General features: G+C 42.8%; 16 protein-coding genes. 6 read left to right on the forward strand and 10 right to left on the reverse strand.

Going from position 1 to position 16,332, the window contains the following annotated elements:
• Window positions 1-6 precede the first annotated feature (6 nt).
• The 6 genes from BM156_RS02580 to BM156_RS02605 form a co-directional block, all read right to left on the reverse strand.
• Entirely contained in the window at window positions 7-1,275 is a 1,269-nt protein-coding gene (locus tag BM156_RS02580; protein ID WP_093918253.1) for a hypothetical protein, read from the reverse strand.
• Between the two features lie 101 nt (window positions 1,276-1,376).
• The gene (locus tag BM156_RS02585; protein WP_093918254.1) at window positions 1,377-1,811 is read right to left on the reverse strand and encodes an anti-sigma factor family protein; all 435 of its coding nucleotides are present in this window, start codon (window positions 1,809-1,811) and stop codon (window positions 1,377-1,379) included.
• Window positions 1,798-2,283 (reverse strand): RNA polymerase sigma factor, encoded by a 486-nt coding sequence (locus BM156_RS02590; RefSeq protein ID WP_139218187.1) that lies wholly within the window; start codon window positions 2,281-2,283, stop codon window positions 1,798-1,800. Before BM156_RS02590 ends, BM156_RS02585 begins: the two co-directional genes overlap by 14 nt.
• 161 nt (window positions 2,284-2,444) lie before the next feature.
• A complete protein-coding gene (locus BM156_RS02595) occupies window positions 2,445-2,867 on the reverse strand; it encodes a VOC family protein (RefSeq protein WP_093918256.1) in 423 nt (140 codons plus the stop codon).
• Between the two features lie 29 nt (window positions 2,868-2,896).
• Window positions 2,897-3,301 (reverse strand): hypothetical protein, encoded by a 405-nt coding sequence (locus BM156_RS02600; RefSeq protein WP_139218188.1) that lies wholly within the window; start codon window positions 3,299-3,301, stop codon window positions 2,897-2,899.
• 126 nt (window positions 3,302-3,427) lie between these two features.
• Window positions 3,428-4,747 (reverse strand): sulfatase family protein, encoded by a 1,320-nt coding sequence (locus tag BM156_RS02605; RefSeq protein ID WP_093918258.1) that lies wholly within the window; start codon window positions 4,745-4,747, stop codon window positions 3,428-3,430.
• A gap of 605 nt (window positions 4,748-5,352) precedes the next feature.
• Between BM156_RS02605 and BM156_RS02610 the strand changes: the two genes are divergently transcribed.
• The 4 genes from BM156_RS02610 to BM156_RS02625 all read left to right on the forward strand — a co-directional run bounded on the left by BM156_RS02610 (window position 5,353) and on the right by BM156_RS02625 (window position 9,188).
• Window positions 5,353-5,943, forward strand: coding sequence for a flavin reductase family protein (locus BM156_RS02610; RefSeq protein ID WP_093918259.1), 591 nt, complete (start codon window positions 5,353-5,355; stop codon window positions 5,941-5,943).
• 91 nt (window positions 5,944-6,034) lie between these two features.
• Complete coding sequence (locus tag BM156_RS02615) at window positions 6,035-8,140, forward strand: M3 family metallopeptidase (protein ID WP_093918260.1); 2,106 nt, start codon at window positions 6,035-6,037, stop codon at window positions 8,138-8,140.
• Window positions 8,141-8,306: 166 nt separating this feature from the next.
• Window positions 8,307-8,699, forward strand: a complete 393-nt coding sequence (locus BM156_RS02620; RefSeq protein WP_139218189.1) for a heme-binding domain-containing protein — start codon at window positions 8,307-8,309, stop codon at window positions 8,697-8,699.
• A 24-nt stretch (window positions 8,700-8,723) separates the two neighbouring features.
• Window positions 8,724-9,188 (forward strand): heme-binding domain-containing protein, encoded by a 465-nt coding sequence (locus tag BM156_RS02625; protein WP_093918262.1) that lies wholly within the window; start codon window positions 8,724-8,726, stop codon window positions 9,186-9,188.
• A 150-nt stretch (window positions 9,189-9,338) separates the two neighbouring features.
• On the opposite strand, the gene BM156_RS02630 is transcribed toward BM156_RS02625, so the two are convergent.
• From BM156_RS02630 to BM156_RS02640, 3 genes are all read right to left on the reverse strand, one after another.
• Entirely contained in the window at window positions 9,339-9,689 is a 351-nt protein-coding gene (locus BM156_RS02630) for a carboxypeptidase-like regulatory domain-containing protein (RefSeq protein ID WP_093918263.1), read from the reverse strand.
• Window positions 9,690-9,968: 279 nt separating this feature from the next.
• Window positions 9,969-11,102 (reverse strand): hypothetical protein, encoded by a 1,134-nt coding sequence (locus BM156_RS02635; RefSeq protein ID WP_139218190.1) that lies wholly within the window; start codon window positions 11,100-11,102, stop codon window positions 9,969-9,971.
• Between the two features lie 42 nt (window positions 11,103-11,144).
• A complete protein-coding gene (locus tag BM156_RS02640; protein ID WP_093918265.1) occupies window positions 11,145-13,940 on the reverse strand; it encodes a TonB-dependent receptor in 2,796 nt (931 codons plus the stop codon).
• A 41-nt stretch (window positions 13,941-13,981) separates the two neighbouring features.
• Between BM156_RS02640 and BM156_RS20655 the strand changes: the two genes are divergently transcribed.
• Window positions 13,982-14,128: a hypothetical protein gene (locus tag BM156_RS20655; RefSeq protein ID WP_170846837.1), complete on the forward strand. Its 147-nt coding sequence runs from the start codon at window positions 13,982-13,984 to the stop codon at window positions 14,126-14,128.
• Between the two features lie 153 nt (window positions 14,129-14,281).
• Here the strand turns inward: BM156_RS20655 and purT are convergent, their stop codons facing one another.
• Window positions 14,282-15,478: a formate-dependent phosphoribosylglycinamide formyltransferase gene (purT, locus tag BM156_RS02645; protein WP_093918266.1), complete on the reverse strand. Its 1,197-nt coding sequence runs from the start codon at window positions 15,476-15,478 to the stop codon at window positions 14,282-14,284.
• 234 nt (window positions 15,479-15,712) lie between these two features.
• Between purT and BM156_RS02650 the strand changes: the two genes are divergently transcribed.
• Window positions 15,713-16,279, forward strand: coding sequence for a Crp/Fnr family transcriptional regulator (locus tag BM156_RS02650; protein WP_093918267.1), 567 nt, complete (start codon window positions 15,713-15,715; stop codon window positions 16,277-16,279).
• Window positions 16,280-16,332 lie beyond the last annotated feature (53 nt).

Genomic DNA, 16,332 nt, shown 5'->3' on the forward strand with positions numbered 1-16,332 from the left:
TTGAAATTAAGCTCCTTCTACCTTAAAGCGAACTAAGCGAAGGGGATTCCCTTTGGCTTCTTTTAGACGCTGCAGGCTGTAGATATATCCATTGTGGAAAACCATTTTAGAGGCGCTTATATTGAGTTCATATTCGTCACAAACAAACTGGCATTTGGCGACAAATTTTCCTCCTTGATTATAGACCCACACGTGAAAGACATTGGCATCTTTTTCTGCGGGAATTTCAAAAAACAAGATGTTTCCGTCGGAATCCTTGATGATATTGGAAAAGGATGGTTTCTCTATAGGGGTATTTATTTTTTGCAAATCGTCTTGCATCTCTACAATGATTTGTTTGAAAGCGTCCCTATTTTTTTGCACCATTTCCTCGCCACTTTCAAGATAGGCTTGATAACGTTGGATTGCTTTTTGTTGGATTGCTTTTTGTTCTTCAACAGAGATGGTATTGTTGCCCCAATTAACCTTGGTTTTTGATTTTAAGTTTCCATTTAGATCATAGACAAATAGTTCTCCCGTATTGGGAATGGCAACCAACAACTCGTTGTTAACTGTCGCTATTTGTGGCGGAAGTCCTTTGCCTGTACTTTTTGAATAGGGCATGGTGGTGTAAGAAACTATACCTCCTCCTTTCAATGTTGCTTGATAATTAAAGGGCTGGCGTTTGTTTAAATGCTTTCCGCTACTTGAGATATTGCGGTCAATAAAGTCCTCCCAAATTACTTTTTCTTCGTTGGTATCGTAATCTACAATTGCTACAAAAGAACGGATTTTCTCTGCCCATAGCACCCATCCAACAACAGCAAAGCTTCCATTGTTCAAGGCAATAATGTCTTTCGTCATATAATCCAGAGTCAATGTTTTTTTGTACTTGCCATCGAAATCGGTGCAAGTCATCTTGCCCATGTTGTTTAAACCTGTAAATAGGGTATTTCCGTTAATTACGCCCATAACTGCCTTGTGTCCGGCTTTCTCAAGTTCAAACTCTTTCTCATAGGCTCCCGAAGGCGAAAACTTTGTGCGATAATTACGATAGGCGTGGTTAACAATCACGGAGCCATCGGGTAATACAACCAGCGATTTTCGCATGCCCATAGGGCGATTGTACAAGGTGTCATAATAAGAGCGGAAAACCGTATTCCAATCGTTGCCTTGTGCAAATTCAGTATCTTGCACCAGTTTTATCGTTCCTGTCTTGTATTTGCTTATCAAATCCTGGGCTAATGAACTTAACTGGAATAGGGCCAGGGCAAGAATAATTACATATTTTTTCATGATGTATTTTTTTAATCGTTATCAGATCATGAGCTGAACGAAGAGCACGTTCGTTTCATCTTTTTTATTTGGGACTAACCAATCGTCATTGGTTTTCTTATTTAATATTGGATAAGCTTACCTTCCGAATCTGTAATTTTAAACTCCATATCTTGCTCTGAAATCGGCAAATTTGCGTTGAACTCACTTTCCAGATCATAGGAATACACCAGTTCTACTTTTTCTTCTTTTTTAGGCGAAATCAACAGGAATAACACAAGAATACAGGCTGCAGACAGGCCATAAATAAGCTGTCTGGTGCTGGGGTGCAAAAACCGATGTTGACTTGCTGGCCTTACAAAGCTTGGAATCTCAATGTTTTCTTCATCGATTAATCCAACCAACTGTTTAAACTGGTTGGCCTTTTTGCGCATCTCTTCGATTTGCTCAACACATTGTGGGCAACCAGTAAGATGATTGGTGACGTATTTCTGCTCTATCGCAGTGGCTTCATTATCGATGTATTTCTGAATTAACTCTTCGCTAATACATTTCATAATTCATTTTTTCTAAAATTTTGTCTAGCTTTTTTATCGTTCGCGCTAGCATCTTTCCTACAGAGGATAGTTTAATCCCTGAAATTTCAGCGATTTCTTTATAAGACATCCCTTCGCTGTACAAGAGGGCCAATGTCTTTTCTTGGGGTTTTAGTTTCGATAAAGCCAAGGTGATGATTGCTTGATCCTGCTTTCGATCAATTGGGTCTTGTCCTTCCGAAATTGGATCAATACCTTCAATTTTGGTATACTTTTTCCGGGACTTTGAATAGTCAATGCACTTATTGATGGTTGCCCGGATAAGCCAGCTTCCAGGCTGGTTAATCGTGCTTCCATTCTGAGATTTCTGAAAATAGTACACAAAGACATCTTGAAGAATGTCACAAACGACATCTTTGTCGTTAACCATTTTAAGGGCGACACCAAACATCCTTTTATAGTTTTCTTTATATATCGTATCGAAATTGTTCAAAGATTGGCCTTTTATAACATATGTCTGTTTCAGATGCCTCTTTGTGACAAAAAAAGGAAGATATTTTCACTCTTCTGAATAATAGAGAGAATAAAAAAGCGGTTGAAGTTTCCCCTCAATCGCTTTTTCATTTACTCCTTCCGCGCCAACGGTTAAATAGCTTAAGCCATTCGCCTGGCAATCGGGTGATCCTCGTTCAGCTGCAGGAGGTCCCACAAGTTTCCATATAAATCTTTGAAAACAGCCACCATCCCATAATCGGCTTGCTTGGGTGCTCTTACAAACTCAATCCCTGTTGAAATCATGTCGTTGTAGTCTCTCCAAAAATCATCCGAATTCAGGAAGAGAAACACCCTTCCTCCTGTTTGATTGCCAATAAAATCTTCTTGTATCGGTTTCGAGGCTTTAGCCAGTAAGATTGTCGTTCCGACCGATCCTGGAGGTGCAATAACTACCCAGCGTTTGTCTTGCTCTGGTTGATAGGTATCTTCAATTAATTCGAAGTTTAGTTTTTGGGTGTAAAATTCGATGGCATCGTCGTAATCCTTTATGACCAATGCAATATGGACGATTGCTTGTTTCATCTATAGGGTGAATCTATTTTTGTTAATTCTTAATATACGTTGACATCAAATCTAATGATTGTATGGTCTTTTTTGATAAAATCCAATGAAAAATGACCTCTGTTTTTGGGGACAAACTCGTAGGGCAATACTTGTGGAAAGGCAAACATGAGGCAAGGTGAGTTTTTTCTACTATTTCCAAAGGCTTTAATTAGAATCCTGTTTCCATGTTCGTTGGGTAATAACTGAGAAATATAATCGCAGCTAGTTGTTCGAGGACAGTAAACATCGAGAAATAGGGTGTCATTCAGGCTAACTGAATGCTCGCCTTCGACCTTTAAAATATCCCAATGAACCAGGCCTTCCGGAGTTGGCAAGGAATAATCAATGTCCATATCCGTTTTTTGACAACCAAGGGTGAAAAGAATTAAACTAAGGGTAACTAATTTTTTCATGATACCTTTTGTTAACAAGATGGTTGTCGATGGCAAATGGTTGCTTTTCAGTTACTAGCAAAAAGCCTTAGTAGTAAAAGTAGTCATTGAATGAGAAAAAAGGAGATGTACCTGATACAAGTGCTCTTAGTTACTGCTCAATCTCGGATGCTTTTTGAGTTCTTGTTCCAGCTTGGTTCTAATCTGGCGTTCATTTTGGCTCAATGAATCGGTATTCAACGGATGCTTTTCGAGATGATCTTGAGTTAGGTTGTAAAATTTGCCATCTTGATACAGCTTATAATCAAGCGTCCGGACAAACTGATTGCGATAGCGATTGACATTCTTGCCCCACTGAGGATCATAGTGAACAAAAGCGGTTTCTCTTGCTTCATTGTTTTTCCCGGTTAACAGGGGATAAAAGCTCTTGCCATCCGTTTCAACTGCTTTCCCGGCAACGTCAGCCAACGTAGGGAAGAAGTCGCTGAATTCAATGAGGTTTTCATAGGTGAATCCCTTTTTAATTGCTTGGGGCCAGGAAATAACCAGCGGAACATGAGTCCCCGCATCAATCGTATTCCCTTTTCCGCCTTGTATGGTTTCTGTCGCCAGTTTGGAGTAGATGGTGGGATGCGTTCCATTGTCTCCGGTAAAAATTACCAAGGTGTTCTCATACAGATTGAGCTCTTTCAGCTTATCGGTTAGTTTCCCGACAATCTTGTCGGTATAAGCAACCATATCCCTAAAGTAGGCGGTGTCATTTTTATTGCGTAGCGTTTCATTTGACCAATCTTCCGAATCGGGTGTGGGAACAAAAGGATCGTGGACCAACACCATGGGATAGTAAACAAAAAATGGTTTCTCCTGATTTCGTACCATAAAATCCAGGATATAGTTTGCAAAGATGTCTGGTCCATAATCCTCAGCTGATGTTTCTAGCACCTGTCCATTTTGCTCAATCAAGGGGTGAGCATATCGGCCTCCTTCGCTTCCCGCCTTTGTCAATTGCCACAAACAGTATTCATCAAATCCGAATTGATTGGGCTTGGTATTGTCATTCCAATCTGGGATTTCATCTTTGTGGTAGGCTCCGTTAAGCTGCCATTTGCCAGCAATGCAAGTGGCATAGCCTGCATCCTGCATCAAGTTACCAAAGGTGTATTGATTGGTGTTTAAATGCCCAAAATAATCGTAGTTGCGATGGTTGTATAAGCCAGTCATAATCTTAACTCTCGAAGGTGTACAAAGCGGTTGCGAAACACAGTTGCTAAAACGCACACCAACAGAAGCCAGTTGGTCGATATTCGGGGTTGCATAGGAAGTGGAACCATAAGCGCTTAGACACTCATAGCCCATATCATCAGCCATAATGAGTAAAACGTTGGGCTTATTTTCTGTTATCGTTGGTGTGCAGGAAGCTGCTGATAACAATAAAAGTGAATTAATGACGAGTGCTGGCTTTTTCATGAGGATTCGTTTAAAAGTTCGGTCGCAAATTTTCGGCTTAAAATACGCGAAATCATTTGGCCTTACAAGCTGCTTCTCATATTCTTCGATACTTTTTGATGGCCATAGAGAAATGGCAATGGGGGCAAAAACTTGGCCAGTTGAATAGGAGAAATTGCCAAGGGGACGGTCATTATTGCCGATTATTCTGGAGAATTAACCGATGGGAAGCTTCGTGTTGCCAATTATTTCAAAGAAATGACAAAAGGAGATAGTAATTGAGGCTAGGGAATCAGAAAAATGACGATATGAGGGGGTAATTCTGCCAATTGAAATCAAAAATTGGCGAAGGGGAGGAGATAAAGTCCTGCTTGGAATAGATAAACTGGCCAGTTGAGGGGGCAATTGTTGTTGTGGAGATACCGATTGGCCGAGGGAATAGAAGGCCCCGATTGTTCCATTAATTCCAAACCGAAAGATTCCGAAACAAGTTCGAAAAGACAAGTGGCTTTAGTTTTATCGTTTTGAAATAAGTGCAGGATAGGACTTGAAGCAGACAGGCAACTCCTGCGATGACCTCAATAGGGGTTCCCCGACTTTTTTTACCTTTGCACGAAAACACAAGCATGTCAAAAGTCAATTGGAAACCGGGAACCATGGTGTACCCACTACCCGTAGTGTTGGTTAGCTGTGGCGTTACGCCCGACGAATACAACCTGATTACGATTGCCTGGACAGGTACCATCTGCAGCGACCCGCCGATGTGCTATATTTCGGTCAGGCCCAATCGACATTCCTATGAAATTATCAAACGTACCGGAGAGTATGTGATCAACCTGACCACTGAGAAACTGGCCCGGGCTACGGATTGGTGTGGAGTTCGCTCAGGCCGCAAGTTCGACAAATGGAAGGAAATGGGATTGACACCAGCTCCGGCAAGTGTCATCCAAACGCCCATTATCGAAGAGGCGCCCATCAGCATTGAATGCCGCGTAAAGGAAATTGTACCGTTGGGCACTCACGACATGTTTATTTCCGAAGTGGTGAATGTGATGGCTGATGAGCAATACCTGGACCCTGAAACGGGCGCTTTCAGCCTCAAACAAGCCGATCCGATATGCTATTCACACGGGCATTACTTCAAGCTCGGGAAACCCATTGGCAAGTTTGGCTGGTCGGTTGAGAAGAAGAAGCGCAAGAAGAAAAGAAAACGGTGATGAACTATTTTTAAAGTTTTCTGTAATATTCTGTTACAACTTACAACACATCCTATAAAATTAAATTACTGGAAACTTAAAACGAACGAGAATGAAAAACAATTACAGGGTGTTGAGCACCCTCTTAGTCTTATTGATTATGATGACAACGCAAGCAGAAAACAGCAAGAACCCGCTATTAAAGCCGTTTACCAATATTCATCAGACAGCACCGTTTGATGAAATAAAGAGCGAACATTTTGTACCTGCTTTTGAGGCAGCCATTGAGGAGGCCCGGGCCGAAGTGCAAGCGATTATTGATAATTCGGAGGCACCAAGCTTCGAGAACACCGTGGTTGCCATGAGTAAAACTGGTGACCGTTTGTCAACAATCCGGAAGATTTTCTTCAACTTGAACTCGGCCGAAACCAATGAGGATATTCAAAAAATTGCTCAGGAAGTAGCGCCTATGCTTTCGGAGTTTGGAAACGACATTTCGTTGAACCCCGACTTGTTTGCCCGTGTAAAAGCCGTTTACGAGCAAAAGAGTTCACTTAATTTGAATCCGGAGCAAACTACTTTGCTTGAAAATTCTTACTTGGGATTTGTTCGAAGTGGTGCTAACCTGAACGATGCTGATAAAGCTCGTTACCGTGAAATTACAGGGGAATTGTCTAAGTTAAGCCTGAAGTTTTCAGAGAATGTGCTGGCCGAAACCAATGCGTTTGAAATGCACATTACCAATGAGGATGACTTGGCAGGACTTCCTGACTTTGCCAAAGAGGCAGCTGCGCTTACTGCACAGTCAAAAGGGAAAGAAGGATGGCTTTTCACACTACAGTATCCAAGCTACATTCCTTTCATGAAGTATGCTGATAATCGTGAGTTGAGGGAAAAGATGTATCGTGCTGCTTCAACCAAAGGCAACAAAGGCAATGAATACGATAACAATGAAATTATTCACCAGATTGTTAATCTGAAGTTGGAAAAAGCGAAACTGCTGGGTTACGAATCACATGCCGATTACACTTTGCAACGCCGCATGGCCGAAACACCAGAGCGTGTCGAAGAATTCCTGAGTGATTTGCACGAAGCTTCTCGTCCGGCTGCAGAGAAAGACTTTGCCGAGGTGGTTGATTTTGCCCGTTCAGAAGGATTTGAAGGCGAATTGCAACGTTGGGACTGGAGCTATTATTCTGAAAAATTGAAAAAAGCTCGGTATGGTTTCAACGAGGAAGAGGTAAAACCTTTCTTCAAGCTTGAAAATGTGATTGGAGGAGTGTTCGACTTGGCCAAAACACTGTATGGCATTGAGTTGAAAGAAAACAAATCGATTCCGGTTTATCATGCCGATGTTAAGGCTTACGAAGTATTTGATGCTGATGGAAAATTCCTTTCCGTGCTTTACCTTGATTTCTTCCCACGTGACGGCAAGCGCTCAGGTGCCTGGATGACTGATTTCCGCGGGCAATGGCAAGAGGCTGGAAAAGACATTCGCCCACATGTGAGCATTGTAACCAACTTTACAAAGCCGACAGATACCAAACCCTCCTTGCTTACTTTTGATGAGGTAACGACCTTCTTACATGAGTTTGGACACGGATTGCACGGTATGTTGAGCCAGTGTCAGTACGAAAGCACTTCGGGAACCAATGTATTTTGGGACTTTGTAGAGTTGCCATCGCAAATGCATGAAAACTGGGCTTACGAAAAAGAATGGTTGGATCGTTTTGCTGTTCATTATGAAACGGGTGAAAAACTGCCAGCCGAGTTGATTGAAAAGATTGTGGCTGCTAAAAACTTCCAATCAGGATACATGTCTGAGCGTCAGCTAAGCTTTGGTATGCTGGATATGGCTTTCCACTCCATTGCTTTGCCACTAACAGAAGATGTTGCTCAGGTAGAAACGAAAGCGATGGCGCCAACCGAGCTTTTCCCAGCTGTTGAAGGAAGCATGATGAGTACTGCCTTTAGCCATATTTTTGCCGGAGGTTACTCTTCAGGTTACTATAGCTACAAATGGGCTGAAGTATTGGATGCTGATGCTTTTGCAGCTTTCAAAGAACATGGCATTTTTGACCAGAAAACGGCTAAAGCTTTCCGCACCAACATCCTTGAAAAAGGTGGTAGCGAAAACCCAATGGAATTGTACATCCGATTCCGTGGACAAGAGCCAACAGTCGATGCCCTGCTTGAACGCAGTGGACTAAAAAATTAGTAAATAGACTTTTTTCAATGATAATCCCGGATCCAATTGGACCCGGGCTTTTTTGTTTTGTTTAACAAATATTCAGTCAAGCTACTCAACATTTAAAACATCCTACACGTTGTTTAGAAATGAGCTCATTGAATCAACCATTACTAATCCAAATAAAACAAACAACATGAAGAAAATTCAACTGATTCCAGCCTTATTGATGGCATTTCTGATGATTGGGCAGTTAGCCGTGGCCAGTGAAACCCCATCGAATAAAAAGAAAGTGATTACCATGCCTGAGAATGTCAAGAAGGTGATTGACAATTCTTGTTTTGGGTGCCACAACACCGATTCGCGTAATGACGATGCCAAAGAGGAACTGGACTTTAAAACGCTTGATCAGTTGACGGCTACCCAAAAGTTAGGCGCTTTAAAACACATTCGCGAAACGATTGAAGAGAATGAGATGCCTCCGAAGAAGTTTTTGGAGCACAAACCTGAAAAAGCACTGACTCAGGCCCAAAAGGAACTGCTTATTAACTGGGTGAAGCAGGAAAGTACTGCACTATTGAAAAAGTAGGTTTTAACTTAAAGAATTACGTTTATGCGAACTGCTTTTCGTTTGCTAATCCTGCTATTCATTGTGGGCTTAGTTATCATTCAGTTTTTCCAACCGGAGAAGAATATAGCGACTGAGAGCCCCAATCATCTGTTCAACCAGGAGCAAGTCCCTGAGGATGTTTCTGCCATGCTCAAGTCGGCTTGCCTCGATTGTCATTCCAACCAAACCAACTACCAGTGGTATCACCAGGTAGCGCCGGTGTCTTGGTTTATCAACAACCATATTGTTGAGGGGAAAGAAGAACTGAATCTTTCCAATTGGGGCCAAATGGAGATTTTGGATAAAATTGCTGCCTTGGAAGATATGGGGAAGGAAATCAGAAATGGCAAGATGCCCATTACGTCTTATAAGTTGATGCATCCCAAGGCAATTTTCTCGGAACAGGAGAGCCAACGTTTGATTGAATGGACGTCAAGCTTTAGTGAGCAATTGCTGACAGGAGAATGAAGTTATTGACCATTTAGCCAATTACAATTTACGATTGAAGTTGGAGCGATGAGCGGCACAGGAAAAGGATCCCAATCGGCTAGAAATGAAAAAACCGCTTCTGCTCTCAGAAGCGGTGTCAATCTTAAGTATAGAAGCGGTCAGAAAATGTTAGTTCGCTGTTCTTAAACTAAAATTCACCGGACCGTTATTGAGACTTGGTTTAACATGCTCAACCGTTGCTTTTTCGTACGAAATGTATGAAGCAGTCAACTGGTATTCGCCGGCTTTCATGTTATCAAACTGGTAGTTTCCGTCAAAGTCGGTATAAGCAACTTTTTTAGTGCCCTCCAATACCACTTTAACACCTACCAAAGCTTCTTTGGTTTGCTGGTCTACAACTTGCCCTTTCAGGCTTAATACTTGGCTTTCAGCTTGATTTTTTTCGTTGTTTCCCCGCTCGGCAGCAAAGGAATAACTCAATCCAAAAAACATTAATACGATCAGCAACGATGCTTTCATTTGATTCAAGTGTTAGTTGTTTAAAAAATCATTTGCTATAATCTGGAATCAGAAAAGCAGATTCCATCTAGACTTATCAGCTATTTTTTTAACTACTTCAAATCTAATGGTCTATCATTACGAGCAGATTAAAGATCGATTAAAGTTTAATTAATCAGTTGGGTGCTCTTCATAGAAAAGGCCCCAACTCAAAGAATCGGGGCCTCACAAATTTACGGGAATTGAAGTCTGCTTAACTTCAATATTGTAGTATTGGTTTATTGCGTTTTCCTCGAACGACTAATTAATAACATTTAGTGTTTCATTGACTTTGTTCAATGCATCCGGCATCCAGTCGGGCTTTTCAATTCCGTTTCCAGCTCCGGTAGCTTCTGAATTTTCGTTAAAAGTAAGTCCTTCTACAGCTTTGGTTTGACCAGCTGCCATATCAACAAAACGAACATTGTTAACGACAACATCACCTGCAGCAATGCGAGCAGCAGCATACGTATCGTCGCTATCTGCGTAGAATATCGCTTGTTCTTTGCTATCAACCAAACCACCAATTACCAGGTTGTCAATTGTTACTTGTCCGGCACCTTCTTTCAGGTAGAAAGGTTTTTCACCCATACCGTATACAGTCAGGTTTCTTAAAGTAGCGTTAGTCATTGGAGTTGCAGCACCATTGTCGCCATTGTTTGATCCTTCAATTCCAGATTTAGTTGAGTTCAAAGCAACCCAGTATTCTCCAGTTCCTGACCAGCCATCAGCAAAGTCGATCCCATCGTCGTCGCTACCTACTGATACCAAGTGAGAAGCATTTACGGTACCTCCAAAGAACTCAATTCCGTCGTCTTTACCCATGTAAGAAACAACGTAGTCCACTTCGGTACCAGAACCAACACCAAAGAAGGAAACACCGTTAAATTGCTTCTCTTCGGTATAGTTAAAACCAGTATATTCAACACGTAAATACTTGATAACACCTGAATTGTCATCGGCTACGGTTCCTCCGTAAGAAAGACCTGAAACTTCAGCTCCAGCTGACGCATCTGATTTGTTGGTTGGTGCTTTTCCGCAAATAACCAAACCACCCCAAGATCCAGGCGTTTTGTCGTCAGAAGTCATTACGACTGGCTGCGTGGCTGTACCGTTAATAAAGATTTTTGCATCCTGCGCAACGGCAATGTAGGAAACTTGTCCGCCAACAGCCTCAATTACAGTCCCCGCAGGAATTGTCAAGGAAGCACCTGCTCTTACAATAAGCTCGCCATTCAAGGTGTACTTATTGGATGCATCCAAAGTCATATCAGTTGTCACCTCACCTTCAAGTTCATAATTCTCTTGTGGATTCTCTGGCCTTGGGTCATCTTCATTACACCCTGTTACTGCCACTAGCAAAATTGCGAATACGACTAAAAGTAAATTTTTCATTTTTCTAAAATTTAATGATTGTAATCGGTTCATTTTTTTCATTTAAAATTGATAGGAAATACCTATGCTAAGCTTTACGCCTTGTTTATAGGATCTGATTAAGTGATCGCCTGAAGCATTCTCTTGCATGCGATCAATATCACTGTTTAGAATATTTTTTGCCGAAAGGCTTATGCCTAGTTTGTTGAAAGATGATTTAAGGACATAGTCCAAGGTGTGGACTTCTTTGTCGACCTGGTTTCCGAAAGAGGAGAAGCCAATCAGGTATAAACGATCGGATACGTAGCCATAAACCAAGGATGAGCTGATTGATTTAGCGCCTTCTGCCCAGCTTACTTTATACCCCAGGCTGGCATTGGCCAGCAGGGGTGCGGCTCCTTGCAAAACATCTTCGTCTTTGTTGAAATTGGTGTTGATTAATGAGTTTCCGTTGGCATCTTTAGTTTCTTCGCGTACCTTTTCGCCATTCAGGTCTTGTTTGGTTTCCATTAGGGTCAGGTTGGCTGTTGCAAACAGTTTTTGGTAACCGCTTCCGGTGGTTATGCTCCACAGGTCTTTCTTTAACTCAAATTCAGCTCCGTACAAGTAAGCCCAATCTCCTGTGTTGGCATAGGTGAAATCGTTTGACGCGGAGGCCATCACCACGCGGTTCATCGGATCGGAAATGTATTTTCCGAAGGCGGTAACCGAGAGGAGTTCTCCGGAACGTGGGAAAAGCTCCCATTTCAAATCGCCATTGTACACCTTGCTTGGATACAAGTAAGGGTTTCCCACTGTTGTTTCAGTAATTCCTTCGAATAGAAACAGTGCCATTTCTGTAAACTGAGGAAGCACATATGTTTTGCTGGTCGCAAAGCGCAAATTGCTTTTGTCATTCAAGGTATAGCGCATCGACAGGCTGGGAAGTATCTGAAGGTCGTCAAACTCACCCGAGCCACCCTTTGTGTCCAAAGCAGTTACGAAATCAACGGTTTGATTGACTTGCTCAAGGCGCAAGCCCAAAACTGCTTGTAATTGCGGTGAAAGCTGGTAGTTTAAATCGGCAAAGCCGGCATGGATAAACTGCTTGCCATCGTAAGTTGAAGGGCGAATGCTGTTTCCAAAGAAGGTTTTTAGGTAAAAGCCATAGCCATCGGCCCGTTGCAGGTTGGCATCATTCAGGAAAGCATCCACGTCCATTACATCCACATACACCAGGTAACCGCCCGGAGGAGGATTGAAAATGTTCCGGTTTCGGTAGATATCATGGTTAAATTGGGTGGCTTCAAAATTACGTTCTTTGTATTTTCCTGAGTAGCCTAAGGTCAGGGTTCCCCGATGATCCGCTTTCCCCAAGCCTTCACCAAAACGGTAAGCCGTGCTCAAATTCAGCGCATACTCGTTCTCAGTGAATTCATGGAAATAGCGGAAATTGTCTGACTCATTATCATCGGTAAAGTACGCTCGTCCGTTTTCCAAACCATTCAACGACAAGTGTCGGCGGTCGGGAATTAAGTTTTTTACATGGTTAAACGACATGCCCCAGTTCATGCTCCATTGCTCATTCAGTTCATGCTTTCCAAGCAACTGGTTCACCAGGATAGTGGTTCGTTCAAACTCAGAACGCTGAATTAAGGCGCTGTCTTCTGCTAAATCTTTAATATAACCTCTCAGGTTTTTTAGCTCCTGGTTGGATGAATTCAACATCATGGTATTGAAGTAGAAATCTGATTTTTTGCGTTCCCAATTCAGATTTAGCATGGCTGTTGTCTGCGTGGCATATTCAAATTGCTCCCCTTGCAGGTTTTTGCGAATATCATCACTTCCGTTAATGCGTCGTTGCATCAGGTTGGAATAGCTGTAATCATTATCGAATGAGGCCGTGAAAAAGGCATTTAGTTTGGAGTTGTATAGCTCGAATGATTTCCCTCCCGAAAGTGAAAAACCAAGGTTGGGAAGGGCCGTTTTCTCCACTGGGTTCCATGAAGTTTCGAACCCATAAGTGTCCAGTGAGGGCGTTTGTTGGAAATTATCAAATCCCAGGTAACCGGGCCCATCCTGCAGGTAAAATTGATCGGCATCCAATACGCTGGTGTTTAAGCCTGACTTGATACCCAGTTCCAGAAAAGCATCGCCGGTGAACTTTTTCGAGACAATATCGACATTGGCTCCGGCAAAATCTCCATACAACGGGCTGGTAGCAACCTTCTCAACACCAATCGAGCCAATCACGTCCGAGGCAAAAAGCCCCAAGTCGATATTTTTAGTTTCGGCATTGTTTGATGGCAAAGGTAATCCGTTCAGGGTTGTCGAGTTGTAACGATCGCCAAGCCCACGAATATTCAAGGTTTTGGCGCCTTCTTGCTTGCTTACTCCCGTGATTTTAGTCGCTGCCGAAGCGGCATCAGAAACGCCTTGAGCCGATAGCTGCTGAGCCCCGATGGACTCTTTCATAACCGCAGCCTCCTTTTGATCCATCAATAACATGGTTTCGGACTCGCGATTGGCCTTGGCCACGACTTTAACATCTTCAATTTCAACGGTTGACTCTCCCAGCGCAAAATCCTGCGTTAGTTCTTGTCCTGCAGTCAAAACCAGTTGTTCAACGCTTTTGGGTGCATAAGAGATAAAAGAACAGCGCAAGGTGTAGCTTCCTGGCTGAACATTGTCGAGCCGGTAGTTGCCATCAAAATCAGTGATGGTTCCTTGGCTTGTTCCGTCCAGGTAAATGGTTGCGCCAATTAAGGTTTCGTTTGTTTTCGCGTCGGTCACCTTTCCGGTTATTGTTGCCGTTTGTGCCGAGGCCACTAATGAAAAGACTACCCCTAATACGGGCAGCAGAAGTTTTTTAAATCCCATAAACTTGTTTTCAAATTTCAACCTGTTGGGTCGAGTTTTAAATGACCGCTGCCTGGTTTGGTGTCTCAGATTTTGCTGATCGCAATCCGGGAGTAGCAGATCACCCGGACGGGTTTTACCCCAATCTGAAACGCCTTGCCGAAGCAACAAGTCGTGTTCGTTTTTCGGGAGCTAATTACGAGGAATAGGATTACAAGACGATTAAAGATTTTATACGCTTGGATTACATTTGGATAACAGGATGAAAAACTTAGTGGCAATACTTTTGATCTTCGCTGGCTCTTCATAAAAAAAGCAGACCCAAACTGGATCTGCTTATTATGGTGGTCTAAAAAGACGATTTACAATTTCACAACGACAGAAGAACTGGCGCGATTGGCTTTATCGCGGGCTTCGTCAACAGAGTTGGCACGGGCCAGGCAAACTCCCATACGGCGCTCGCCATTCACTCCGGGCTTTCCGAAGAGACGTACCTGCGTGTTAGTTTCTTTGAGGACTTCCCCCAGGTTGCCAAAAGCCACTTGAGTTGATTCTCCTTTCACCATGATGACACTGCTAGCAGCTGGGCCATGAAAATGGATGTTTGGAATAGGAAGGCCAAGCACGGCTCTTACATGCAGGGCAAATTCACTTAAGTCCTGCGAAATCATGGTCACCATGCCGGTGTCGTGTGGGCGAGGCGACAATTCGCTGAAATAGACTTGGTCATTCTTAATAAAGAATTCAACGCCAAACAAGCCATAGCCACCCAAGGCTTCCACGACAGCTTTGGCGATGCGCTGTGCTTCAGCTAAGGCTTTTTCAGACATGGCTTGTGGTTGCCATGATTCTTGGTAGTCGCCTCCTTCCTGGCGGTGTCCAATGGGTTCGCAAAACGATACGCCATCAACATGGCTAATGGTTAACAGGGTAATTTCATAATCGAAATCAACAAAACCTTCGACAATCACCCGGTCGCTTTTTCCACGGCCTCCTTCCAGGGCGTAGCGCCAGGCATGGTCAATATCATCGGCGCTTTTAACCACGCTTTGTCCTTTGCCCGATGAGCTCATGATGGGCTTCACCACGCAAGGAAAACCAATGGCTTCAATGGCGGCATCAAACTCTTCTTTGCTTCCGGCAAAACGGTAAGGCGAAGTTGAAAGTCCCAGCTTTTCTGCTGCCAGCGTCCGGATTCCCTCCCGGTTCATGGTCAGCTTGGTTGCATTGGCTGTAGGAATAACGTTGAAACCTTCTTTTTCCAGTTCGATCAAGGTGTCAGTGGCAATGGCTTCAACTTCAGGAATGATGAAATCGGGTTTTTCGCTGCGAATAATTTCAGCCAGCTTTTCTCCATCCAGCATGGAGGCCACATACGAGCGGTCGGCTACCTGCATGGCCGGCGCATTTTCGTAGCTGTCTACGGCAATTACTTCCAGACCGTAGCGCTGAAATTCAATAACGACTTCTTTACCCAACTCGCCCGAACCAAGCATCAACGCTTTGGTTGCTGTTGCTGAAAACGGAGTTCCTATAATCCGATCGGTTTTGTTTCCCATTGTTTTGATTTTTTTTTGAAAGCACAAAAGTAATGTTATTTGGCAAGAAGCGTTTTTCGAATGATCAACCAACTGTTTTTGCTAACAATTTTTTGAAACTGAGAAAGAAGGAGCAAGGACGGGAAGTTAGAACTAAATTTTTATCACTATTTTAACTGGCTGTTTGGTTGTTGTTTGATCCTTCCCTTGAATGGAATCTGAGTTTTCCGGGAGGCACATCTAATCGTTATAACTATGGACAAGCTGATTGATCTTTTTGAAGCAATACTTCCTATTTCTGAGGACGAAAAAAATCGGATTAAAGAACTTGTTAAAAAAGAGAATATTAAAAAGAAGACGAAGTATGTTGAAGAAGGGTATGTGTGCCGGAAAATGGGGTTTGTAGTAGATGGCATCTTTAAGGTGGTACGAACCAGCTCAGCCGGTGATGAATTTATCCCTTATTTTATCAGCGAAGGGCATTTTGCCGTAGCTTTAGAAAGCTTTACAAACCAAGTTCCTTCAGAAGAATACATTGAGGCCATTACGCCATGTGTTGTCATCACAATCAGTCGGGAAGCTTTTAACCAGCTTGAAACAGAGGTGCAAAACTTCTCGAAGATTATCAGTTTACTGAAGGAAAAAGCGTTGATTGAAAAGCATAAACTGAAAACAGAGATGCTGAATGATGATGCGGAAACCAGGTATCGTAAGCTGGCTCAAAAACAGCCTACGGTGATTCAATACGTGCCTCAAAATAACATTGCACAATACTTAGGCATTACCCAATACACCTTAAGCCGAATTCGGGCGAAAAGTTGATTTTTTGCTATTTGGCAAAATTTCAACGAAAACGACTGTCTAGTTTTGGAGTG

This window comes from Sunxiuqinia elliptica (genome assembly GCF_900113005.1).
GTDB classification, from domain to species: Bacteria; Bacteroidota; Bacteroidia; order Bacteroidales; family Prolixibacteraceae; genus Sunxiuqinia; species Sunxiuqinia elliptica.